Here is a 22,685-nt window from a genome sequence, read left to right as displayed (position 1 = left end):
CATATCAAACGGGCTTGCGTTGCCGGTGATTGGGCGTGCGCGCAAGGCATGCAACGCAGCGAATATTGGACATATTCGCAAGGAACATGACGCCGCACGCGCGCCCAATCACCGGTAACCTCATACAATATTCCTTTTAGAGGAACGCCCCTCACCGTCTGCACAGCAAGAAGCGCGGCGCGCCGTTTGGCCGATCCAAACAAGCGGCGCGCGACACCGCTGTGCGGGCGGTGAGGGGGCGTTCGCAAGCCCGTTTGATATGAGAATAGGCCCTATAGTATGACCGGTTTCGACTACGCCGTCCTTCTGATCATTGGCCTGTCCGCATTGCGCGGACTGTGGCGCGGTTTACTGGCTGAGCTATTTGCACTGATCGGCTGGATTGCGGCATTGATTATTGCGGGTTATACAGCGGACCTGCTTGCGCCGTATTTGCCTGCGCATTGGCCGGGCGGCGCATTCACTCAATTCTTGCTGGCATTCATCCTCATTATGATTGCCGTCATGTTGATTACGGGCGTGCTCGGCACGCTTTTCGAGCGATTGATCGGCGCGCTCGGTATGCGCACGCTGGACAGTTCATTGGGTTTAGCGTTCGGTATTGTGCGCGGCATATTGCTTGTGGTTGCAGGCGCTGCGCTGGCGGGGCTGACCGATTTACCGCGCCAAGACTTTTGGCGCAATGCATTATTTCAACCCTATGTTGCGCAGGGCGTCCAAATACTCAAAGCGCATTTCCTGCCGGCGATATTGGCCCCTGGCGATCAGTGAATCTGCTGTTTTAAAGCATTCATCATGTGCGGCATTGTCGGCGCGGTCTCAACATTTCCAGTCAATCAGCTGCTCTACGACAGCCTTTTGCTATTGCAGCACCGCGGTCAGGATGCAGCGGGCATTGCGACCGCGAAGGGCCGCGCCTTTTATATGCATAAAGCCAGCGGCATGGTGCGCGATGTCTTCCACACGCGCAATATGCGCGATTTGCCAGGTACATGCGGCATTGGACAAGTCCGTTATCCGACGACAGGCACGGCGGACTGCAATCAAGAAGCGCAGCCTTTTTATATCAATGCGCCATACGGCATTGTTCTGGCGCACAATGGCAATCTGACGAATTCGGCACAGTTAAAGGAAGCGCTATTCCGGATTGACCGGCGCCGCTTGAATACGCAATCCGATAGCGAAGTCTTGCTGAATGTGCTCGCGCACGAATTACAGCAAAGCAGCGCGGGCTATGCTCTGGAGCCTGATGCATTATTCGCCGCGGTGAGCGGTCTGCACGCGCGGGTGCGCGGTTCCTACGCGATGGTCGCGCTCATTTCCGGGCATGGACTGTTATGCGTGCGCGATCCGTATGGCATCCGTCCTCTTTGTATGGGTCTGCTTGAAACCCCGCAGGGAACCGCATGGATGGCGGCCTCCGAATCGGTTGCGCTTGAGAGCGCCGGTTTTAAATTCATGCGCGACGTTGCGCCAGGCGAAGCGGTTTTTATTGACGTGGACGGCCATATGCAGCGCCGCCAGTGCGCCGCCGCGCCGGCGTTGAATCCCTGCCTGTTTGAATACGTCTATCTGGCGCGGCCGGATTCCTGTCTGGATGGCGTTCCTGTCTATGAGGCCCGGTTGCGGATGGGGGATTATCTTGCGCAGAAAATCAGCCGCGTTCTGTCTTCCGGCGAGATTGACGCCGTCATGCCGATCCCTGAATCCAGCCGCCCGGCTGCGATGCAGGTGGCAAACCGGCTTGGCCTTGCATACAGGGAAGGGTTTATCAAGAACCGTTATGTAGGCCGCACGTTCATTATGCCCGGTCAGGCCATACGGACAAAATCGGTCCGTCAAAAACTCAATGCAATGCGGGTTGAATTCAAAGGGCGTAATGTACTGATTGTGGATGATTCCATTGTGCGCGGCACCACCAGCCAGCAAATTGTACAGATGGCGCGCGATGCGGGCGCAAACAAAGTGTTCTTCGCAAGCGCCGCGCCGCCCGTTCAGTTTCCGAATGTATATGGCATCGATATGCCAACGCGCAACGAACTGGTGGCCTATGGACGGAGCGCTGAAGAGGTGGCAAGGTTCATCGGCGCGGATCGGCTGGTTTATCAGGACCTGGACGCCATGCAGCAAGCCGTGCGTGATCTGAACCCACTGCTCGCGCGCTTTGAAGCCTCCTGTTTTGATGGTCAGTACGTAACGGGCGATATTACGAACGAATATCTGGAATCCCTTGAACGTATGCGCTCAAGTCCGCCGGATGCGTTGCAGGATTGGGGCCTCTGATGCCCGGCTCCACTCTTAGACTCATCATCGGCAACTGGAAAATGCACGGCAGTCTCGCCCGCAATGCAGCGTTGCTCAATGCGTTGACCCAAGGGGCCGAACAACTGAGCGGAACGCTAGAGCATTTTTCAGTGAGATTGCCCAAGGAGCGAGCGCGAAGACAGTATGGAGATCGATGCGGGCGGAGCAGGTCTCCATCGCGCAGCGATGGAGGCGACCCCGCAGCGAGCTCATACGGCGAGCGTGAAGCAACACCGGGCAAGCCGCTGAAAAAGGCGCTACAGATTGCAGTATGCGTGCCCTTTCCCTATCTCGCCCAAACTCAAACGCTGCTGAACAGCAGCTGCATTGCGTGGGGGGTACAGGATGTCTCCGCGCATGCGCAAGGCGCGTATACCGGCGAAGTGTCTGCGGCAATGGCCGCTGAATTCGGCGCAACATTCGCATTGATCGGCCATTCCGAACGGCGCGCCCATCATCAGGAAAGCGATCAGGTCGTTGCAGAGAAGGCGCTGCGCGCGCTGGACGCGGGATTAACGCCCGTGGTCTGTGTCGGAGAAACGCGCGCCGAGCGCGACGCCGGGCGCGCCGAACGGACGGTCAAAAGACAACTCCAGAGGGTGCTGGATGTCCTGACGGCTAAACAGGCCGCGCAACTTGTGATTGCCTACGAACCGGTCTGGGCGATTGGCGCGGGCAAAAGCGCGCAAGCAGATGAAGTGCGCGCGATCCATTCCGTATTGCATCGCACGCTCGCCGCATTGGATACACAACTTGCACATGTGCCCGTGCTCTATGGCGGCAGCGTGAAACCCGACAATGCGCGCGCCCTGTTCCGCGAACCGGGCATCGACGGGGGGTTGATTGGCGGCGCTTCGTTGAAAGCGGATGATTTTTTGCAGATTTGCGCTGCCGCAGCGACCCCTTAGCGCATTTTTTCAGGCGCTAGAGCAGTTTTTCCAATGAGATGCAACAAGGAGTTGCCGCGAAGACAGTATGAGCAATACGGCGAGCGGCGAACGACGCCGTTGCAGCCATTGGAAAACTGCTCTAAAGCGCTGATAAATCCCAACGCGGCCGCACTGTAAAAGCATACGTCCGGCTTGCCTGCTCAGGCCAGCGTTGCAACCGGAGCGCGCCGGCGAGCGCAATCATCGCGCCATTATCCGTACAAAATTCAACATCAGGATAAAAAACCTCAAAAGCATGCGTTTGCGCCGCTTGCGCAAGCTGAGCGCGCAATTGCCGGTTTGCGCCCACGCCGCCCGCGACCACTAAACGCTTCAAACCCGTCTGCGCCAGCGCCTGCACCGATTTAGAAACGAGTACCTCAACCACCGCTTCAACAAAACCGCGGGCAAGATCGGCTTTTTCCCGCGCGGACAACAGACGGCCTGCGCGGCGAATATGGGTGGATACAGCCGTCTTCAATCCGCTAAAACTGAAATTCAAATCCTTGGAATGCAACATTGGACGCGGCAGTGCGACGACCCCGCTCGCGCCCGATTCAGCGAGCTTTGAGACAGCCGGCCCGCCTGGGTAATCTAGGCCAAGCAATTTCGCCGTTTTATCAAACGCTTCGCCGGCAGCGTCATCCAGTGTTTCGCCCAGCGTTCGATAGACGCCCACCTCGCTCACCTCCATCAATTGGGTATGACCGCCCGATACGAGCAATGCCACAAAGGGGAAAGACGGCGGCGCGGACGCCAGCAATGGCGAGAGCAGATGGCCTTCCAGATGGTGGATGCCAATCACTGGCCGCTCCCAGGCAAAGCCCAAGCCATTGGCAATGCTCGCGCCGACCAGCAGCGCGCCGGCCAGCCCAGGGCCTTGCGTGAACGCCACCGCATCTATCGCGGCAGGGGAAACGTCCGCCTGCCTCAGAATGCGTTCCAGCAGCGGCAAAACGCGCCGGATATGGTCGCGCGATGCCAGTTCAGGCACGACGCCGCCGTATTCCCGATGCATTTCGACCTGCGAATGCAGCGCATGCGCAAGCAAGCCATGCCGGCCTGAATAAAGCGCAAGCCCGGTTTCATCGCAGGATGTTTCAATGCCAAGCACGAGCATACATATAGCTAAGCGCATTTAATTTGAAATAAGGAAGCAGCCGCGAAGACAGTATACAAATACGACGAGCTTTGAAGCCGCCGTATCAGATTAAATGCGCTTGGCTATAGCTGTGCCTACTAATATGCTAGGATTCTCGGCTATTAGAATATCTCCATTTTTTCTTGCTCATGACCACCATTCGCGTTAAAGAAAACGAACCCTTTGAAGTTGCGCTGCGCCGCTTTAAACGAACGATTGAAAAGATCGCGCTCTTGCCTGAACTGCGCGCGCGGGAATTCCGTGAAAAGCCCACCGCGATGCGCAAACGCAAAAAAGCAGCGGCGATCAAGCGCCATTTCAAGCGGCTGCGCAGTCAGATGTTGCCGAAAAAACTGTATTGACGCGCGATCTAGCCGCTATCCGTTGACAGAGGAGGTTATCCATGATCCGCACCGAATACCAGCAGGATATCATTCAATGGGCGTATGAACAGGCGCATTTTATTCGTTCCGGTCAGTTCGACCTGCTCGACCGCGAACACCTTGCCGATGAGATTGAAGACGTGGCAAAAAGCGAACAGCGGGAACTGGCGAGCCGGATGGCCGTTTTACTGGCGCATCTGCTGAAATGGAAATATCAGCCTGAACGTAGAGGCAATAGCCGGCGGTTAACAATCAAGTTGCAGCGCAAAGCGCTTGCGAAGCGCTTAAAAAATACGCCTAGCTTAAAACCCATACTGGCTGGCTCGGAATGGCAGGAAGGGATGTGGAACGACGGGGTTGTTTGCGCGATGAAAGAAACGGGGCGGGAAGACTTTCCGGAAACCTGTCCGTGGACTTTTGAGCAGGCGCTCAACCAAGACTGGCTGCCTGACTAAAACGTCTGAAATCACTGCGCAATATACCCGCTTGAAGCATCTCAAGCGGGTTATCGCTTTAAAATAGCACAGTGTGCGGATAATTTCTAAACCATGACACGCTGATTACCAAGCAGCGGCTCCCTTTCTGGAGCTTCTCGATACGGAGCAGTGACGCTGCGATAAAGCGAACTGACTGCCGCATACACAGCCGGGCCAATTCCGCGTCTTACAAGGTTATAAGCGATCATTCCAGCCGACTCACCCACTGACATTGCCGCTGCGCTTTTTACGGTATCCATCCATCCACCGTGATGCGACATATGGTCTGATGGCATGCCCAACTTCATTCCGTCCCACATACCCACATACCCACATACCCACATACCCACTAACATTACCGTATATCCTGCGGCAGAATCCAAGGCTTCTAACCAACTGGGCTGTGTGACCGCATGGCCATAAGGAAGGGCCAACAGAATATTTTGTTTAAACCAGTCTATGGTGTCATGGTGATTCGTTGAGCCTATCTGGATGGAAGAATTTGCTGCAGGTATCATGAGTATTTCCGAGTTGAAAGTGGATATTGATATCCTTCCGCCATTGGCGCGCCTTGGAAGGAAAACAATATTAACTTTAACCTTAATATTAAGTCAACTCAGGCAAAATATAACGGCGATGCAACTTCTGACAATCGGCGAGCTTTCCAAAAAAACCGGGACCACAAGCGTTGCAATACGACACTACGAGCGGTTCGGATTGATTTGCAATGTCATACGCAAATCCTCCGGCTACCGTTTATATCCTGAAGAGACGATTAGCCACATCCGTTTCATTAAAAATTCCCAATCCGTGGGCCTGAGCCTTGAGGAAATCAGAGAACTCATCCATTTGCAGGCACAATCTGGAACGACCAGCCAGCAGGTCAAAACATTGATTCAACACAAACTAAAGATTCTTCAGGCAAAAGAAGAAACGATCAAAGCAATGATCAAAACGCTTCAACAGCTTGAAGCGTCCTGTGATGGCAAGCGTCCTCTATCCCAGTGTCCGATTTTGGAGTCGCTGTATGCCTCCAACAAGGATTAGGCCCTAAGCCCCGCCGCCGTGATTCCGCACGCTTTTTTGCAGGATTTGCTCGCCTGCGTCGATGTGGTCGATGTGGTCGGCCGTTTTGTGCAACTGAAAAAAAGCGGCGCGAACTTTATCGGCCTGTGTCCGTTTCATCACGAAAAAACGCCATCGTTCACGGTCAGCCCCAGTAAGCAGTTTTACCACTGCTTCGGTTGCAGCGCGCACGGCAGCGCGATTGGCTTTTTGATGGAGCATAGCGGACTGGGCTTTGTCGAAGCGGTGAACGAGCTGGCGCAATCCGTCGGGCTTACGGTACCGCGCGAGCCATCCGGGCGGAAGGCTGCCGCGCCGGCGGCGCTGGCGCAGCAAGCAGCGCCCGGTCTGGTCGAGATCATGCAGCGCGCATCCGATTACTATCGCGAACAGTTGCGCGCCGCGCCAGCGGCGATTGCCTATTTAAAGCACCGCGGCCTGAGCGGCGAAATCGCCAAGCGTTTCGGACTGGGCTACGCGCCGCATGGCTGGCAACACCTTGCGCAGATATTTCCAGACCAGCCGTACGATGCGCTGGTTGAAGCGGGGTTAATGATCGAGCGCGAACCGAATGAGGCAAATGGCCCGCCGCGTCGCTATGACCGTTTTCGTGACCGGATTATGTTTCCGATCCGCAATCTGCGCGCTCAAGTGATGGGTTTTGGCGCGCGCGTGATTGAGCGCGGCGAGCCCAAATATCTCAACTCTCCCGAAACGCCGCTGTTTAACAAAAGCCGGGAACTCTACGGTTTATTTGAAGCGCGCGCGGCCATTCGCGAGCATGGTTACGCGCTTGTCGTCGAAGGCTATCTCGATGCGCTTGCGCTTGCGCAAATGGGGTTTCCAAACACAGTGGCCACGCTCGGCACGGCATGCACCTCCCTCCATGTGCAAAAACTGCTCAGACACACTGATCACATCGTCTTTGGCTTCGACGGCGATGAAGCCGGACGGCGCGCCGCGCGGCGCGCGCTCGAAGCGTGTTTGCCGCACGCCGGCGATCACCGGACGGTGCGCTTTTTATTTCTGCCGTCCGAACATGATCCGGATAGCTATATCCGCGCGCGCGGCGCGGCGGCGTTTGCGCAGGCGGTCAAAGCCGCCCTCCCCTTGTCCCAGTTTTTATTGAACGAAATACTGGACAGCCAGACGCCTGACCATCCCGAAGGACGCGCAAAAGCGCTCTTTCATGCAAAACCCTTATTGCAGGTGCTACCCGCCAATGTGCTGCGCGCTCAGATTGTGCGGCAACTTGCGCAACGGCTTGAATTGCCGGTCGCTGAAATCACTGCCCTATTAGACGATACGCGCTTATCCGCGCGACGCGCGACGCATATTCCAGTGTCTGGCGCGCGGCGGCGCGTCACCGCGAATGAACAGCGCGCGCTGCGCACCCTGATTGCCTGGCCGCGCATTGCCGCCCGCTTAAACGCAGATGAAATTCAGATACTGACCCGCGCCACGCGCAACGGAGCAGTGTTTGAAGAAGTGTTGACGCACGCTCGCGCGCTCGGCAACACTGCCCATTTCAGCCTGATGTCTGACGTACTTAAACACTCTCCAAATGCCCATATTTACGAAGAAGCGCTCAAGGAACTGCTGGCGCTTGATGAAATGGTGCGCGATTTGCAACGCAACGACGCAGTACATCCGGACGCTGCGGAACACTCCCTGGCGCAGGAAAATCTTGCGCTCGAAGAAGTGCGCGCTGCAATTACACAACTCCATTACAACGCGCTGCGCGCGCGCTGCGATGCCCTGACGCGCCAGCCAACGCGCACGCCCGAAGAAAACGCAGAACTCGCGCAACTCCTACGCCAAACGACAGAGTTTAAAAAACGCCCAGGGACCGGGCAATATACATAGAAGTCATTTTCGGCAATCACGGCCTCGCAGCCATTGATGAAATAACTTCTGGTGCATCTCTGCCTAGATGGATAAAATATGCTTTTCAGTAAAGAACACCCTCTCATGTCATTTGCAGCCACGTTCGATACGCACAAATTCGTCCGCCGGCTCAAAGGGGCTGGCTTCAATGACGAACAGGCAAAGGTGCTCACAGAGGCAGTGTTTGAATCACAAGCGTCCGCGGATGTCGCCACTAAAGGCGATCTGCGCGAACTCGAATTGCGTATCAACGCCAGACTTGAAAAAGTTGAAGGGGGGATAAATGCAAAATTTGAAAAAGTGGACGGAGAAATCAAACTTCTAAAATGGATGCTCGCGTTCCTGATTGCAGGCCTTGCCTCATTAGTCCTGAAAGCATTTTTCTGACCGCCATACGCGATCACTAGAATCAGCGCGCCAAAGCCGATCCGGTACCATGCAAAAATGCGGAAATCGTGCGTTGCAATAAAGCGCAACAACCCGTTCACACAGAGCAGCGCGCTGACAAAGGCGGCCAACAAACCAATGGCGAAGACTCCGAGATTGGCGGCATTCATCAGACCCGGCATTTTGAATAATTCATAAGCCGTTGCGCCAAGCAGCAAAGGAATGGCCATCAGGAAAGAAAATTCGGTTGCGACGCGCCGATCAAAGCCAAAAAGCAGCGCGCCAATAATGGTCGAGCCTGAGCGCGAAACGCCTGGAATCAACGCAAAACATTGTGCAAAGCCGACTTTAAGCGCATCGCGGACGGTGATTTCACCCAGCGCGCCAATCCGCGGCGCGCGGCGCGCATTGCAGCCCCGGCGCTCTACCCACAGAATCACGATGCCTCCCGCAATCAGCGCCAGTGCAACAGGCGCCGGCGCAAACAGCGCGGCCTTGATTGGCCTGGCAAAAAGTAAGCCCAGCGCCGCCGCCGGCGCGCACGCGAGCGCGATATTGAACGCGCAGCGATATGCCTCTGGCCGGCGCGCGAGCGCTCCGCAGACAATCGCGCTGATTCGGGCGCGCAGCGCCCAGCACAATGCGGCAATCGCGCCGATCTGAACCACGACATCAAAGGCTTTGGCCTGCTCACCGGTAAAATTCAGCGCGCTGCCCAAAATAATCAAATGCCCGCTGCTGGATACCGGGATAAATTCTGTAAGGCCCTCGGCAACGCCGAGCAATAATGCTTTGCATGCAATCATCCAGTCCATTCTGATGATTCTCCACAACCGATGTCTATAAACACATGATTCCGCATGAATGCCGAACTCGCCCGCCGCAATATGATCCAAAACCAAATCCGCCCCTGGGAGGCGCTGGATCCAGAAGTGCTGGGTTCCTTGTCCATTGTCAAACGCGAGCATGTTGTGCCGGCGGCCTACCGGAATCTCGCCTTTGCGGATTTTGAGATACCGCTGCCGTGCGGCCAGCATACGCTGGCGCCCAAAATTGAAGCGTGCATTCTACAGGCGGCGGCGCCTCCTCTTTCACGCGCTTATACGCTGGAAATCGGCGCCGGCAGCGGTTATATGGCGGCTTTACTCGCGCAGCGCCCCTTGCCGCGCTCGCTGTACTCGCAGCAAAGGCGCGCCTTGCCAGCGTGGCTGTGAGAAACTCCTGAAGCAATCAAGAACCCAGGCGCATCAACCAAACCTGCTCAGCGCCGACCAATTCCCACTCTTCGCCGCGCGCAACCGGCATCGTGCCGGAGACTCTACCCTGGCCGTACTTATCCCGCTCGGAAATCATAAAACGCTGCACGCCATCCGTATAACCGGCAAGTGCGCAGTTAAAACATGAAGTGGCGACCAGAAATCCATCCTGCTGTGCGCGCCCTTTCGGCCCCACCTGCTGCCAGCCGCTCAGGCCGTCCGCGGGCCGCTGCCGCTGCATACGCCACCGGCCAACCTGACATGCCAGAAGCGCGCCATCGTCGTCCCGTCCAAGCAAGCCGTTCGGCGCGCACCATTCCCCCGCACGCGCGATGCCGTCAATCTGCACATATTCGCCGGTCGACAAGCGGCCATTCGTATGCACCGCGCCGCCCTGCACCATACCGCCGGTATATATGTTTTTGTCCGCAATGCTGCGCAGCCATATGGGATCATTCATCATCCAGCCGCCCTGCCATTTCTGGTTATACCAGCCGCCATCGCCCAAGGTTTTAAACCAGCCGCCGGTTGCCGTGTCGCCGCGGATGCCGGCGTTTTCGGCTTGCACATTGCCTTGCGCACGCATGCTGCCGTTTGTCTGAATATTGCCAACCGCGTTCACGTTGCCGCTGGCGTGGATATTGCCGACCGCCGCCAGATCAGCGGGCGACGCCGTATTCCACGCATGCTGGAAGTACACGCTGCCGTTCGGGCGCAGCGCGATATTCGCGCTATCGCCGTAATACTGCGCGCCGCCGACGGTGATGGTGGAATGCGCAAATTCCGCCGTCTGCGCGCGGATTGTGCCGCCATTGCGCAGATCGTGTCCGCCCATATCAATCGCTGTCTCCATCCGGTTGGCTTCCGGATGCCCCGGCACCCTGCTTCGATAGAGAAAGTTGTGAATCGCGCGCGCCTGGTTGAAGAACGCCGCCGCCGCGAGATGACCACTGCCAGGTGTGCCGCCCAGTTTGACCATTTCCATCCGCCAGCCACCGAACGCGCCCTGCGCATCGGCAGGCGCAGCGCCAGAGATATATCCGCCCGCGCCGCCGATCCATTTGGCAATCCGCATCAGACTTCGTTGCGGAATCGCTGCGCCGCCTTCAGTGACCACCGCCATATCGAGCGCGCCGGACGGCTCTTTGTAAACGCGCATTGAATACGTTTGACCATAAATATTGGTTGCGCTCAGCGCCGCCGGCACCGCGCTTTTCCACACAGAATACGGATAACGCACGTTCGGATTCGCCGCCGCCTCGATGGCGGCGTAGTGTTGCGCAAACCAATGCTGCGCGCCGCGAAAGACCGCATTCAGATGGTCTGCGGCGTTTTGATCGGTCTTTCGTTCGGCATCGATTTTCAGCCAGCCGCCGACCGACACAAGCGCCAGCACTAGCAGACTGGCGACCATCGCCGCTTCGAGCGAAAGCACGCCGGCATTGCGCTTGCGGACGCGCCTCAGTTGGAACTTGTCCATGCAATCGTATTGCGCTTTTCTGCACATGCCGAAACCGTATCCGCCGCGCTGAGCGCCCCGCTCATTTCAGCGCCGCCGTTGATCGCTGTGGATGAGAACTGACCCGCCTGCGACTGCGCAAGCGCAATCTTGATGCAGTTTTTATCGGGAATATCGGGATCGCGAATGGTAAATCCCTGCCCTGTGCTCGTTAACGCATACACCCCGCCCCACTGGTTCTGAATCGCATTGTCATGCACCGTCATATTGCCCGGCACGCTGCCCGCCGCAATCACCGCCTCAGATAATTCAGTGCCCGGCGCGCCGTATCCCGCCGTCGTTTTAATATCCTTCAGCGCCGAATACAGCGCCTGCACATTACTCATTTCAGCTGCGTTGTCGTTGGCCAGCAATGCAATGACAATCCGCGCGCCCGCGCCAAGCAGCAGGACAATCAGAATCCCGACCACGATCATCATTTCCAGCGAAATGATGCCGGCGCTCGCGGCAACCGGCGTCGCACTTTGAAAAACGGCGCTATTTTTGCTCTGCATGATTTTTCCTAGCTGTTAACAAGAAGATCGTGAATGGGCTTTAGAGCATTTTCCAGTCGCGTTGCAACAAGGAGCAACCCTGCAGCGGTCCCGAATACCGAAAGCGGAGAAGCGGCACAGGGCAAGCCGCTGAAAGATGCCTAACAGGGGTTTCGCACAGCCACGCTGGCAAGGCGCGCCGACGCAGACAGTACAAGTAGTACGGCAAGGAGGCGCAACACCGCCAGCGCGGCTGTGCGAAACCCCTGTCTAAAAGCGCATCATCATGCCGCTGCCTATACCATTCACCCCTGCAACGATCATCATGATCATCAGCCCGCCTAATGCAATGGCGCTCTGTTTAAAGATTGCCGCGGCAACGTTCAGTTTGGCAATACTCTCTTCTAGCCATTCTTCGCTGAATTGCTTGAGCTGCGCATCGCCGCCTTTCAGACTGCCGATAACGCGGATATACGCAATCGCATCCGCGCTTGGGAAACGATGGCCGCTCGCCGCCAGCGCGCGCCCTAAATCCAGCCCGTCTTTGATGCCGCGCAGCGCGCCGTCGATCCGCTCGCGCAGATACGGCGTGGCATGCGCGCGCATCATGCCAAGCAATTCGACTTTTGGCACATCCGCGCTGAGCAGCACCCCGATGTTGTAAAGAAAGCTTGCGCCGTGCACGATTCGGTACATATTCCACGGCGGCAGCGCGTCCAGCATGACGCGGATGCGGCCGGTCAGACGCGGCAGACTGATCCAGATAACGCAGACCAGCGCGCCCATTCCCATCAGCAACAGTGCGCCGTGTCGCGCTACCCACTGCGCAATCCAGTCGAGCGCGCGCACGCTGGCGCTCCACTGTTGAGATGGCATCATCCGCAGCAGTTTCGGCATCATATGCGCGGCAATCAGATAGAAGGATGCGCCGAGCGCGAGCAGCAGCATGGCCGGATAAGCGGTTGCATGAATCACGGCCTTGTGCATCCTACCTTTGCGCCGAATCATCTCGGCGGCGCGCAACAGCGCTTCCGCCAGGCGCGCGCTGCGCTGCCCCGCGGCAATCGCCGAATATTCGTCGAATGGCAGCCAGCGGCGCAGCGCCTCCGCAAGCGCGCGGCCTTGATCGATAGCGCTCAGGCAGTCCTGAAGCACGATGGCCTCGATGCGGTTCGGCTTTTTGCCGTGCGCGCCGTACACATCAGCGCAGGCGAGCAAGGCGGGCTTGAGCGGCACATGATTCTGCAGCAACGTCGCCAGACTCCGGTACACCTTGAGCCGCTGACGGGCGCCAAAAAACAGCCGGTACCAAAGCGCGTTGAGTGAATGAAAAAACATGCTCACTGCAACGTGAACGTATCCTCAGCCAGACTGCACACCGCTTCCTCGCCCATCTTTGGGTCAATCCAGCCTTGGTTGATTTTTTCGATCAGGTGCCGGCATTTGGTGATGCCCTTCATCTGTTTGACCCAATAGCTTTTAGCCGCCGCCGAGCCGCCCGCCTCAGCGCGGTAAATATCCATCAGCGGCTGCGCGGTCAGCACAATTTCTGCAACCACGGTGCGCCCGGTCACGCCCATGCCGCCGCAGGCTGGACAGTCTGGCCGGGTTCCGCGCAGATACACCTTCTTGACGTTGGTAAACGCTTCAATCCGCGCGCGCAGATCGTCTTCGATTTCATGGATGTGTTCCGCGCAGGGCCGCTTGCATGCCGAGCACAGCGTAGGCGCAAGGGCTTGGTTGATCAGTCCGGTAAACAGCGAGGCATCGCCCAACCGGCGCGGCGCAACGCCCAGGTCAGCGAGCCGGTCAAGCGAGGCAAATGCGCCCTTCGCGTGCGTGGTTGTCCATAGCCCGTGTCCGGTCAGCGCCGCCTGAATGGCTGCGACCGCGGACGGCAAATCGCGCAGTTCGCCGACCATCATCACGTCCGGGTCCAGCCGCATCAGATTGCTGATTGCGCGCGACCACGCCTCGGAAACGGCGCGCGGATCGTCCAGATCGCATAACAGCGGCGTCTGCACCGCGCCTGGAATCACATATTCCAGCGGTTGCTCGATGGTCATCAGATTGATTCGCCCTTCATGCCGTTGCAAAAGCAAGCTCAGCGCCACCTGCAACGAGGTGGATTTGCCCGAACCGGTGACGCCCGAAAAAAGATGAACGCCGCGGCATTGCAGCATGCGCTGGATCAGCGCCGCTTGCGCCGCGTTGTACCCCAAACTTGCGAGCGTTTGCTGCGTCTTAAGCGCACCGTACAACAGGCGCAGCGCGACGAAATTGCCGTATTCGAGCGGACGGGTCGAGATGCGCGCGCCGGTCAGTCCGGCGGCGCTCAGGAAACGGCGCGCCAGCCGCGCGTCCTGCATCAGCCGGTCGTTGTAATTGCCATCGCCAATATCGGTCATCGATTCGTACATACAGCGGCATAAGGCCTGTCCCTCTTCTGGATCGAGTTCTTTTTTATCGCGCAGGATGCCGTGCACGCGCATCTTGATCCACGTACTGTGTTCTTCGTTCAGAAAATGAAGATCGCTCGCACCCTCTTTGACCGCCTCCTTGATCAAATCGATGATTTGCAGTTGACGGCTGCTCACGTCCGCGCGCGGCGCGTGACTCGGTACGCCTGCATCCGCATGGGTTTGTTTGAGCTGCTCAATGCTCGCCAGCCGCGGCGTAAACGTCACGCGATGACGGCGCAGCAACTGTTGATAAGCGCGTACCGCATGGTCGTGCTGATACGAGGCGCCAATCAGTAATGTGCCATCCGCGCGCAACGCGGCTTTCCCGCGCACCGCCTCCGGCACCGTATGTTTGTAGGGCTGGGGCGGCGCGGTTGTTGCATCGATGCGCTTCATGGCCGGGGCGGGGAAGAGGGCGCGAATGCGCCGGCAGGCGGCGGCAGCATTGCAGAGGGCGGATTTGCCGGCGGACGGTCAAACCGGGCGATAGGCTCTGGCAGCGGCGCAGCCGCCGCCTCAACCGGCATGTGCGCTGCGCCTGAGAGCGGAATCCGCACGATTCGGCCCGCCCTGTTTTTAAGTTCGACGCGCCGCGCCTGCGGCGAGATGCGCTGGACAATATAGCCTCCGTCCAGTGCATCGCCTTCGCGCACTTCCACCTGATGATCCAGATACACGAGCGTTGCTTCGCGCGCGCCATTGACAGAGGTAATGCGACGCGCCTGCGGCAACGCATCCGGAAGCCTTACATGCGCGCAGGCGGGCGCACGCGCATCGCGTTGCGCCTTGATCAGCGCGAGGCGCGCGTTCTCGCGTTCCGCCTGCGCGCGCAGCAGCACCGTCTCGGCATTCACCGCGCCCAGTTCATCAACCGTTGCGGCAGACGCCCCGGCAAAGGCGCAGACGCCAAAGAGGCATGCGCTCAATACGATGCGCGCGGGATGAGAGCCTTTTTCAGCGGCTTGCACTGTGCCGCTTCTGCGTGTTCGGTATTCGGGATCGCTGCGGGGTCGCCTCCATCGCTTCGCGACGGAGACCTGCTCCGCCCGCATCGAGCTCCATACTGTCTTCGCGCTTGCGCCAGTGGCAATCTCGCTGAACAAGGCTCTAAGATTCTTTTTGTACATACAGCATCCCCTCCACCTGCCATCCCAGCCTTGCCTGTTGAAGCGTTGCGGTGATCGCGCGAATCCGCACGCCGGCGCTGAGCCCGCGTCGCGCCAGACGCCCGAAATGGAAAACAGGCGACTGCGCGCTCTGTATATCGAAACGGAGCGGCTGCCAATCCTGTGCTTGCCTGGAACCCTGGGCGCTTGCCTGCAACGGCGATGGACGCGCGACGGGCTTTAATTCCGGCTGGATGCCATAACGTTGAAAATGCGATACGAATCCGGAAATGAGACGCGCCGCAGGCGGCGCCGCATTGTCCGCAGGTTCGGGCTCTGGCTTGATCGGAATGTGCAGCAGCGCTTGATCATGTCCGTCGAACAAGGGGCGGAGGCTATTTAAGCGCGCCAGAGCGTTGATCAACCCTTCCACCGTCGCGCCCGTTTCACGGTTCAGTTGCACGGTGACGATGCTTTCTTTGCAGCGCGCATGGTCGAAACGCCAGCCGGCCAGATTGAGCGGCAGCGCGCCAATCGCCGTTGTACAGGCGCGTGCAAACGCCTGCGCGCTGGCCTGCCGCATCCACGGATAAGCGCGGTCGGGCAGCCTTTGCGCTGAAGGCGCTCCGTTGAGCGTGTTCTGCGGTGCGCGGAGCGCACGTTGAGCGCGCACCCCTGGCTGCGACGCTGGCCTGGAGCGCATCGATGCGAGCCAGTAACCCACCAGCGCGAATCCGGCCAGCGCTAAAACAGCGCCGGCGATCATCCGCCTGGGATACGCATCGCGCCACCTCAGCCGTTTGATCTGGGATTCGGAGTGCCACTGCCGCATCGCCAGCAAAGGCGCGATATCACGCGCGTTTGCCGACAGGCCAAGTTCCGGCGACGCAAAGCATGCGCTGGCGTCGAATGTATAGAGGCGCATCGCCTCAAGCCATAACTGCGCCGCCTGCCCGGCATCGCAAACCACATCGAAACCGGGAATAATCCATCGTTCATGAACCGCAATGACCGCATAACGGCCTTCAGCCACTTTGAACGCGCCGAGCCAGGCATCGCCCAACTGCGCCGCGAGCTGCGCCGCCAGACTGAGCGTTCCCTTTAAGGTCCGTACCTCATGGCCGCACTCGGCAAAGCCCGCCTGCGCCCGCGCGCCGGAGCGAATCACGCCCCATGTCCAGCCGTTCTGAATGCCGAAGGCGCGCGCATCCTGGATAGCCGTGCGCGGATTGGGCAACGGCTGCCAAAACAGGTTGGATACAAAAATCCGGCCATGCATGTCAACATGCTGCGCCGGCTGCGCAACGGGCGCGTTCAGCGGCTGTGGACGCGCCGCCGCGCCGCGCCAGCGGCAGAAAAAGGCGCTAAGCGCGGCCATGACTAGAGTCCTGCATTAACACTGGCGTAATCAACACCACCAGCAAGGTGCGCGACTGCGCCGCCTGTACGCCGCCGCCGAGCGCAAAAAAAGCGCTTGAACCCACGCCGCTGCGCTGCGCGCGGTCGTCGATATCTTCCTGGGCCGCCAGCATCACGGTGTCTCCGGCGCGCACCTTGATGGTATTTGAAGTGTTCAGCGGCAATGCGATACTGGGTAATTCGATGCGCGCGCCGCCGCTTTCAATCACGCGCGGCGGGCCTTTCTGGCTCGACAGATTGATGTTCATCCGCAGCAGAATCTGGTTGTCCTCAAGCACATAGGGCAACATCGAAATATTGAAGCCGGTGTTGATCGTGCCTGGCGAGAGGGTAGTGGTTGATCCAACCTGCGCTGTCTGGGTGGTATTTGAACTGGCGAGATAACCTTCCTGCGCGCCGGTTTGCGTCGCCACCGGGTTGAGGTTCATCGTCGCCAGCTGGGTACTGCGCACCAGACGCGCATGGCCCTGTTCGTTCAGCGCGTGCAGAATCGCCTGCGTGCCCGCCCACGGCGAAACCGAAGTTTTGAGGATGGAGAAGGTCGCGGCGGAGGCGGAGGCGGGCGCAGCGAAGGGTTGGGCGAGCTCAATCCCGTATTTGCCGGCCAGCGTTTGATAAAGCGCTGACCAGCGCAGACCGATGGCGTCGGTATTGGAGATTGTGACCGAAACGACGTGCACCTGGAAAGTGACAAATTTGTCGAACTGTTTGTTGCGCGCATCGACATAACGCTGCACGCGGTCGAGCACATCGGGCGCGCCCGCGACCGTCAGGCTGCCGGTCGCAGGCGAGACGCTGATATGGTTATCCGGCGGCGGCGCAATCGTTTCAATATCATGCTGGATATCTTTCCAGAGCGAAGTCTTGAGCTGGACAGTGGTACTCTGCAGCGTATGCGCCGCGCCTTGCCCGCCCTGTCCGCTGTCCGAGCCAGCGCTTAGGACGCCGTTGACTTGCGTCGTGCCGCTATGAAACTCGGATTTCATATCCGTATCGGTCGCAATCAGATGGACCGGAAAGGTGCGCGACGAGAGGGCGGCGATCGTCACGCGCCGGCGGTCTGGATCAAACTGCCACGCCAGGCCCGCGCGCGCGGTCACCGCGTCCAGCAATGCCTCAAGCCGGCCATGATGGTTGATATCAAAGGCGCGCGGCGCGGGCGTTTGCATTTCCACCGCGCCCGGCAGCGGCGGTCTGTTCATATTTATAGATGCGCGCGGGCGGCTCACGGCGGTCAGGGCATCACGCGTGAGGCGCACGCTCATCCCGCATTTACGGGTGATGAGTTGACTGAATTCGGACAAAGAAACGGGTTCTGCACTGACAATATCGAGTTCACAGCCGAGCGGAGGCGCTTTCGCCTCCGTAAAAGGCGTTGGAAAAATCCATTGCTGCGCGGCGTATTGCACGGTCTGCGCCGCGCGGCGCGGCGCGCTGTGCTTGTGCCACTGTTGGCGCGCCGCATCCATCTCTACAAGCGCGCTTTGTTCAATATCGCGCGCGTGCTGAAAGCTTTGGCATCCAGCGGATAACGCAGCCGCCGCAACGATGAACGGACCGTTGACTTTGCGCATCGCTTAGCTCGCTTTCAGATGGACGTAGAACAGTTTTTGCGCGCGCTGAATCTGTACCGCGAGCGGTTTTTCCGCCTGTTCGTACAGAGAAATGCACGCGGCGACCGCTTGATCCACCGAGCCTGTAAAGGTCAGCGGCGCGAGTATGGGATAGTTCAATTGCTGGTTTGGGCCCTCCGGCACATCCCAGACCAGCGTCCAGCGGGCCTGATCGGCCCACTTCTGCAGTGAAGCGCGCAGCGTCGAGCCTTTGTCTGCGGCCCAAAGGGGCTTTTCAGGCAAGGCTGGCGCAGCCTGAGGCGCGGCGGATGCGATATTCTGCATCTTGCGCGCGCTGTCAACCACGATCAACCTTGCCTGCGCAACGGAAGAAACCGCCAGCGCCAGTGCAATGCTAAACCGGAGGGCAAGATTTTGAATCACTTTGAACACACTTCAGAACTGAACGGCGAGCGCATTTTTCGGTGAGATTGCCACTGGCGCGAGCGCGAAGCGACACACAGGGCAAGCCGCTGAAAAATGCTTGAGTGCTATTTTGATGAGCGCTGTTGGCAGGGTCAAACCATTTCGCGCAACATTCGCCATCCGGCCTAAGAACCTGTTTACGATCTGTCACGAGCGCCCGTCAGACAGGGAAGGACGGAGCGCAGGAAGCGGAGCATATATGAAATATGTGAGCATTCCGAGCACCGCCCGACCCTGTATCACGGGTGCGCAGTAAGATCGTGAACAGGTTCTAACCCAGAGCATTTTTCAGCGGACAGCGCGCCGCGTCCAAATGTATTCAATGTCATTTGGCTTAACATTTTTGCGGTATTGCACCGCCGCCGTTCACGTTAGGCTGAAGCTGGATGAATTTATTGGGTGAGTGAATATTTCACGCAGATATGCCAAATCTTTTCAGTCTTGATCGCCGGAGAGTGATTGCCACGCTGAATATCAGCAAAAATATCACGTTCCAGCGCAGTTTTTTTGGATTGCTGAGCCTGTACCAGGAGTACTATCCAGAAAAACAGGCGATTCAGCAATTGCTGCGTTATTGCGCCTTGCCAGCGCGGCTGTGCGAAACGCCTGCATAAGCGCCTCCATTTACGATCTCACTCCCAGAGATCCAGCGCTGGCCGGTTCTGCGGCGCAGTCAAGCCGAAATGGCGATAGGTTGAAAGCGTTGCAATCCGACCGCGCGAGGTGCGCTGCAAAAAGCCTTGCTGGATTAAATACGGCTCGATGACATCTTCGATTGTGTCGCGCTCTTCGCCAATGGCGGCGGCGAGATTGTCGATGCCAACCGGGCCGCCATCGAATTTATGCAAAATGGCTTCGAGCAGCGTGCGATCCATCAGATCAAAGCCGGCTGGATCAACGTCGAGCATCATGAGCGCGCGGTCTGCAACGTCCGCGCGAATCGCGCCCGTGTCTTTGACCTGCGCATAATCACGCACGCGCCGCAGCAGCCGGTTGGCAATGCGCGGCGTGCCGCGCGCGCGCCGCGCAATTTCAAGCGCGCCAGCTTCATCGATGGGCGCATCGAGCAGGTGCGCCGAACGCTGTACAATGCTCGCCAGCTCCTGCGCGCTATAAAATTCCAGCCGCGCCACAATGCCGAAGCGGTCGCGCAATGGATTGGTCAGCATGCCCGCGCGCGTGGTCGCGCCAATCAGCGTAAAGGGCTTTAAGTCCAGCTTGACGCTGCGCGCGGCGGGGCCTTCGCCGATCATGATGTCGATCTGATAATCCTCCAGCGCCGGATACAGAATTTCTTCGACCGCGGGCGAGAGACGGTGGATTTCGTCAATGAAGAGCACATCGCCCGCCTCAAGATTCGTGAGCAGCGCCGCCAGATCGCCCGCGCGTTCCAGCACGGGCCCGGCGCTCTGACGCAGGTTCACCTCCATTTCGTGCGCGACGATATGCGCGAGCGTGGTTTTGCCCAGACCCGGCGGGCCAAACAATAAGACGTGATCAAGCGCTTCGCGGCGCAGACGGGCAGCCTGGATAAAGATTTCCATCTGTTCGCACACTTTCGTCTGGCCGATATATTCGGATAACCGGCGCGGACGCAATGCGCGCTCAAAGACCTCTTCATTTGGAGAAGCGGGGGCTGGCGCCATCAAGCGCCCGGCGTCGAGCGCATCCTGTTCAATCATGCTTTGGATAAGTGTTTAAGCGCCAGACGAATACCGTCCGATACATCCGAATCGGCGGGAATGGCCTGAATTGCAGCAAGCGCTTCTTTTTCCGAATAACCGAGCGCAAGCAGCGCATTCAGGATATCGGCGCCGTGCGCGCTGGTCAGCGCGCCGCCTGCAATGCCCGCGGGCGCGTCGCCAAATTTTCCTTTCAGTTCAAGCAGCAGGCGCGCGGCGGTTTTTTTGCCGATGCCGGGAATGCCCGCCAGCATCGCGGCATTTTGCGCATTCACCGCGCGCCTCAGATCGGCAATGCTCAATCCGGATAAAACCGCGAGCGCCATCCGCGCGCCGACGCCGCTGATTTTCAGCAATTCCCGGAATACCGTGCGTTCCGGCGCGCTGGCAAAGCCATACAGTGCATGCGCATCCGCGCGCACGATCAGATGCGTGAGCAGCACGAGCGGCTCGCCAATCGCGGGCATCTGGTAGAAGGTGCTCATCGGGGCGTCGATTTCATAGCCCACGCCATGACAATCGAGCAGTAAATGAGGCGGATTTTTTTCCAGCAAAATGCCGGACAAACGGCCAATCATGGGAGCTGCGAAGAAAAAACAAAAATATTCTTGTAGTGTACCGCGCGGATAAATTTAATAAATCGGGCTGGACATTGGGCCGACTAATCGCCCGCGCCGCGTCCTGAATCCTTTTTTTGCAACCGCGGGCGCTAAATTGCCGAGGGTAGCGAGTGCATCGCCGCTATGCGCATGACAGATTGCAACGCCGAGCGCATCCGCGGCGTCGGGGCCAGGCAGGCCGTCTAATTGCAAAAGCCGCGCCGCCATATGCTGGATTTGTTCTTTGCGGGCGCGCCCATAGCCTGCAACCGCCTGTTTAAGTTGCAAGGCGGTGTATTCATACACCTGCGCGCCGCCCGCGACCAGCGCGCAAATGGCCGCGCCGCGCGCTTGGCCCAGCAGCAATGTTGCGCTTGGATTCACATTGACGAATACCTGTTCGACAGCAGCGTGCGCGGGTCTGTGTTCGGCCAGCAGCGTTTGAATGCTTTCAAAATGACGCCGAGTCGTTGGGGCAGACCGGCATCAGGCGTTTTGATGACGCCGCTGGCGATGTGGCGCAGCGGCCCGCCGCTGCGCTCGATAATGCCAAAGCCGGTGCGCCTCAGGCCGGGGTCGATGCCGATGATTTTCAACGCCGCGGCCTGTAGAAGCGTTTGGCTTTAAACGACTAAATGGACTGGGTCTTTTTCCGTGGACCGGGACATATTTCTTTGCAGTTCGATCTTCTCGATCAATTCTGCCCGTAACGCTTGCAGACGTTCGAGCGATGAGAGCAACGCTTCCTTGTGCACTGCTATTTTTTGCGACTCATTTTCTACGGCTGCTTTATATTGCTGGAAAGAGGATTTTAATTTCCCGAGTTCTACAATAATTTTTATTTCAAGATTGGAGGTCGGTGCTGTTCCTTCTTCGATAATTGAAAAGAGGGAACGACGAGATTCAACAGATGCGCTGCGCACCTGGGAAGTTGAGGCAAATTTAGATGCGCGCTTGTCCGGAGAGGACAAGCGTAATCCTTCAGGCGCAGATGATCGACGCGGGCTCTGTGGTCCTTTTGAAGACGAATCGCGTATGGAAACCGCACTTCTTCCTCTAATGGAAGAGTTAAAAAATTTGGATTTTGTTTAAATTGACTGAGAAGACACTCAAAATCACGTTCGATATTTTCAATGCAGAACGCTAATTCCTCTAAGTCGATCTCTGCATCCTTAAGTAACTGAATGCATATATCAACAGAGGAAGTGGCAGCGGACGATCCGCGCGATGCAGCAAGGGTGCTCGACTCAGCTATGGAAACCCGGGGGCTGTTTACCTGTTGTTGAGCTATATCGGTTAAGGATTGCATGTTCTCCACAAAATTTTTAAAAGCGCGGTCCTCTTCCATAAGAGCTTTTAAGTCGGACGAAGAGGGGGAAGAAGCGACAGAAACTGGCTGTGTAGGTGACATGGCACTACTCCAGGTTAAAAAGATGAATGATGCCTTAACCATTCATGTCTATTCATTAAAATTTCTCTCATATATATTTAACCATTTAGTTTTTATTATCCCATATCGGCTCAATATCAAAAAGCAGTTCAAGCAGACTGCGGAGGG

Annotated in this window: 20 protein-coding genes and 4 pseudogenes; 9 read left to right on the top strand and 15 right to left on the bottom strand. The window is 57.9% G+C overall.

What is annotated here, in order from left to right:
- The first annotated feature begins 279 nt into the window (after positions 1-279).
- The 3 genes and pseudogenes from CAGGBEG34_RS01175 to tpiA all read left to right on the top strand — a co-directional run bounded on the left by CAGGBEG34_RS01175 (position 280) and on the right by tpiA (position 3,212).
- Positions 280-771, top strand: coding sequence for a CvpA family protein (locus tag CAGGBEG34_RS01175; protein WP_006682079.1), 492 nt, complete (start codon positions 280-282; stop codon positions 769-771).
- A 24-nt stretch (positions 772-795) separates the two neighbouring features.
- Positions 796-2,253 (top strand): annotated as a pseudogene (gene purF / locus CAGGBEG34_RS01170) (amidophosphoribosyltransferase); the annotation flags it as partial.
- A gap of 29 nt (positions 2,254-2,282) precedes the next feature.
- On the top strand, positions 2,283-3,212 hold the full coding sequence (tpiA, locus tag CAGGBEG34_RS01165; protein ID WP_042687374.1) for a triose-phosphate isomerase: 930 nt from the start codon (positions 2,283-2,285) through the stop codon (positions 3,210-3,212).
- 121 nt (positions 3,213-3,333) lie between these two features.
- Here tpiA and tsaD read toward each other — a convergent pair whose 3' ends face one another.
- Positions 3,334-4,353 carry a tRNA (adenosine(37)-N6)-threonylcarbamoyltransferase complex transferase subunit TsaD gene (gene tsaD / locus CAGGBEG34_RS01160; protein ID WP_006682076.1) on the bottom strand — a complete coding sequence of 340 codons (1,020 nt, stop codon included), beginning with the start codon at positions 4,351-4,353 and terminating at the stop codon, positions 3,334-3,336.
- A 170-nt stretch (positions 4,354-4,523) separates the two neighbouring features.
- Between tsaD and rpsU the strand changes: the two genes are divergently transcribed.
- Positions 4,524-4,736: a 30S ribosomal protein S21 gene (gene rpsU / locus CAGGBEG34_RS01155; RefSeq protein ID WP_006682075.1), complete on the top strand. Its 213-nt coding sequence runs from the start codon at positions 4,524-4,526 to the stop codon at positions 4,734-4,736.
- 41 nt (positions 4,737-4,777) lie between these two features.
- Entirely contained in the window at positions 4,778-5,212 is a 435-nt protein-coding gene (locus CAGGBEG34_RS01150) for a DUF29 domain-containing protein (protein WP_006682074.1), read from the top strand.
- An 86-nt stretch (positions 5,213-5,298) separates the two neighbouring features.
- Here CAGGBEG34_RS01150 and CAGGBEG34_RS01145 read toward each other — a convergent pair whose 3' ends face one another.
- The gene (locus tag CAGGBEG34_RS01145) at positions 5,299-5,751 is read right to left on the bottom strand and encodes a hypothetical protein (RefSeq protein WP_006682073.1); all 453 of its coding nucleotides are present in this window, start codon (positions 5,749-5,751) and stop codon (positions 5,299-5,301) included.
- Between CAGGBEG34_RS01145 and CAGGBEG34_RS01140 the strand changes: the two genes are divergently transcribed.
- A complete protein-coding gene (locus tag CAGGBEG34_RS01140; RefSeq protein WP_081463699.1) occupies positions 5,726-6,280 on the top strand; it encodes a MerR family transcriptional regulator in 555 nt (184 codons plus the stop codon). The genes CAGGBEG34_RS01145 and CAGGBEG34_RS01140 overlap by 26 nt on opposite strands.
- An 18-nt stretch (positions 6,281-6,298) precedes the next feature.
- Positions 6,299-8,164 carry a DNA primase gene (dnaG, locus tag CAGGBEG34_RS01135; protein WP_006682071.1) on the top strand — a complete coding sequence of 622 codons (1,866 nt, stop codon included), beginning with the start codon at positions 6,299-6,301 and terminating at the stop codon, positions 8,162-8,164.
- A gap of 398 nt (positions 8,165-8,562) precedes the next feature.
- Here the strand turns inward: dnaG and CAGGBEG34_RS09970 are convergent.
- Positions 8,563-9,387: pseudogene (locus tag CAGGBEG34_RS09970) on the bottom strand (undecaprenyl-diphosphate phosphatase); the annotation flags it as partial.
- A gap of 45 nt (positions 9,388-9,432) precedes the next feature.
- Here CAGGBEG34_RS09970 and CAGGBEG34_RS01120 point away from each other — a divergent pair.
- Positions 9,433-9,729 (top strand): annotated as a pseudogene (locus CAGGBEG34_RS01120) (protein-L-isoaspartate O-methyltransferase family protein); the annotation flags it as partial.
- A 73-nt stretch (positions 9,730-9,802) separates the two neighbouring features.
- Here the strand turns inward: CAGGBEG34_RS01120 and pilV are convergent.
- The 8 genes from pilV to CAGGBEG34_RS01080 form a co-directional block, all read right to left on the bottom strand.
- Complete coding sequence (gene pilV / locus CAGGBEG34_RS01115) at positions 9,803-11,308, bottom strand: shufflon system plasmid conjugative transfer pilus tip adhesin PilV (protein WP_042687363.1); 1,506 nt, start codon at positions 11,306-11,308, stop codon at positions 9,803-9,805.
- Positions 11,290-11,841, bottom strand: a complete 552-nt coding sequence (locus tag CAGGBEG34_RS01110; RefSeq protein WP_006682068.1) for a type 4 pilus major pilin — start codon at positions 11,839-11,841, stop codon at positions 11,290-11,292. The genes pilV and CAGGBEG34_RS01110 overlap by 19 nt, the downstream gene beginning before the upstream one ends.
- Positions 11,842-12,090: 249 nt before the next feature.
- Positions 12,091-13,158: a type II secretion system F family protein gene (locus CAGGBEG34_RS01105; RefSeq protein WP_006682067.1), complete on the bottom strand. Its 1,068-nt coding sequence runs from the start codon at positions 13,156-13,158 to the stop codon at positions 12,091-12,093.
- A gap of 2 nt (positions 13,159-13,160) precedes the next feature.
- Positions 13,161-14,678: a GspE/PulE family protein gene (locus tag CAGGBEG34_RS01100; RefSeq protein ID WP_006682066.1), complete on the bottom strand. Its 1,518-nt coding sequence runs from the start codon at positions 14,676-14,678 to the stop codon at positions 13,161-13,163.
- A complete protein-coding gene (gene pilP, locus CAGGBEG34_RS01095; RefSeq protein ID WP_158641757.1) occupies positions 14,675-15,409 on the bottom strand; it encodes a type IV pilus biogenesis protein PilP in 735 nt (244 codons plus the stop codon). The genes CAGGBEG34_RS01100 and pilP overlap by 4 nt, the downstream gene beginning before the upstream one ends.
- The gene (gene pilO2, locus CAGGBEG34_RS01090) at positions 15,390-16,766 is read right to left on the bottom strand and encodes a type 4b pilus protein PilO2 (protein ID WP_006682064.1); all 1,377 of its coding nucleotides are present in this window, start codon (positions 16,764-16,766) and stop codon (positions 15,390-15,392) included. The genes pilP and pilO2 overlap by 20 nt, the downstream gene beginning before the upstream one ends.
- The gene (pilN, locus tag CAGGBEG34_RS01085; protein WP_006682063.1) at positions 16,753-18,381 is read right to left on the bottom strand and encodes a PilN family type IVB pilus formation outer membrane protein; all 1,629 of its coding nucleotides are present in this window, start codon (positions 18,379-18,381) and stop codon (positions 16,753-16,755) included. The genes pilO2 and pilN overlap by 14 nt, the downstream gene beginning before the upstream one ends.
- Before the next feature lie 3 nt (positions 18,382-18,384).
- On the bottom strand, positions 18,385-18,813 hold the full coding sequence (locus CAGGBEG34_RS01080; RefSeq protein ID WP_042687357.1) for a TcpQ domain-containing protein: 429 nt from the start codon (positions 18,811-18,813) through the stop codon (positions 18,385-18,387).
- A 455-nt stretch (positions 18,814-19,268) separates the two neighbouring features.
- On the opposite strand from CAGGBEG34_RS01080, the gene CAGGBEG34_RS01075 reads away from it, so the two are divergent.
- Positions 19,269-19,460 carry a hypothetical protein gene (locus CAGGBEG34_RS01075; protein ID WP_042687356.1) on the top strand — a complete coding sequence of 64 codons (192 nt, stop codon included), beginning with the start codon at positions 19,269-19,271 and terminating at the stop codon, positions 19,458-19,460.
- An 18-nt stretch (positions 19,461-19,478) separates the two neighbouring features.
- Here CAGGBEG34_RS01075 and ruvB read toward each other — a convergent pair whose 3' ends face one another.
- The 4 genes and pseudogenes from ruvB to CAGGBEG34_RS01055 all read right to left on the bottom strand — a co-directional run bounded on the left by ruvB (position 19,479) and on the right by CAGGBEG34_RS01055 (position 22,098).
- Complete coding sequence (gene ruvB / locus CAGGBEG34_RS01070; protein ID WP_006682061.1) at positions 19,479-20,528, bottom strand: Holliday junction branch migration DNA helicase RuvB; 1,050 nt, start codon at positions 20,526-20,528, stop codon at positions 19,479-19,481.
- Positions 20,525-21,106, bottom strand: a complete 582-nt coding sequence (gene ruvA / locus CAGGBEG34_RS01065) for a Holliday junction branch migration protein RuvA (protein ID WP_006682060.1) — start codon at positions 21,104-21,106, stop codon at positions 20,525-20,527. Before ruvA ends, ruvB begins: the two co-directional genes overlap by 4 nt.
- Positions 21,107-21,160: 54 nt before the next feature.
- Positions 21,161-21,723 (bottom strand): annotated as a pseudogene (ruvC, locus tag CAGGBEG34_RS01060) (crossover junction endodeoxyribonuclease RuvC).
- A 27-nt stretch (positions 21,724-21,750) separates the two neighbouring features.
- Positions 21,751-22,098, bottom strand: a complete 348-nt coding sequence (locus tag CAGGBEG34_RS01055; protein ID WP_006682059.1) for a hypothetical protein — start codon at positions 22,096-22,098, stop codon at positions 21,751-21,753.
- Positions 22,099-22,685: the final 587 nt, after the last annotated feature.

The sequence above is a fragment of the Candidatus Glomeribacter gigasporarum BEG34 genome (genome assembly GCF_000227585.1).
Taxonomy (GTDB): domain Bacteria; phylum Pseudomonadota; class Gammaproteobacteria; order Burkholderiales; family Burkholderiaceae; genus Glomeribacter; species Glomeribacter gigasporarum_B.
The sequence above is the reverse complement of the archived record's forward strand: the minus strand, read 5'-3'. Positions and strand labels throughout refer to the sequence as shown.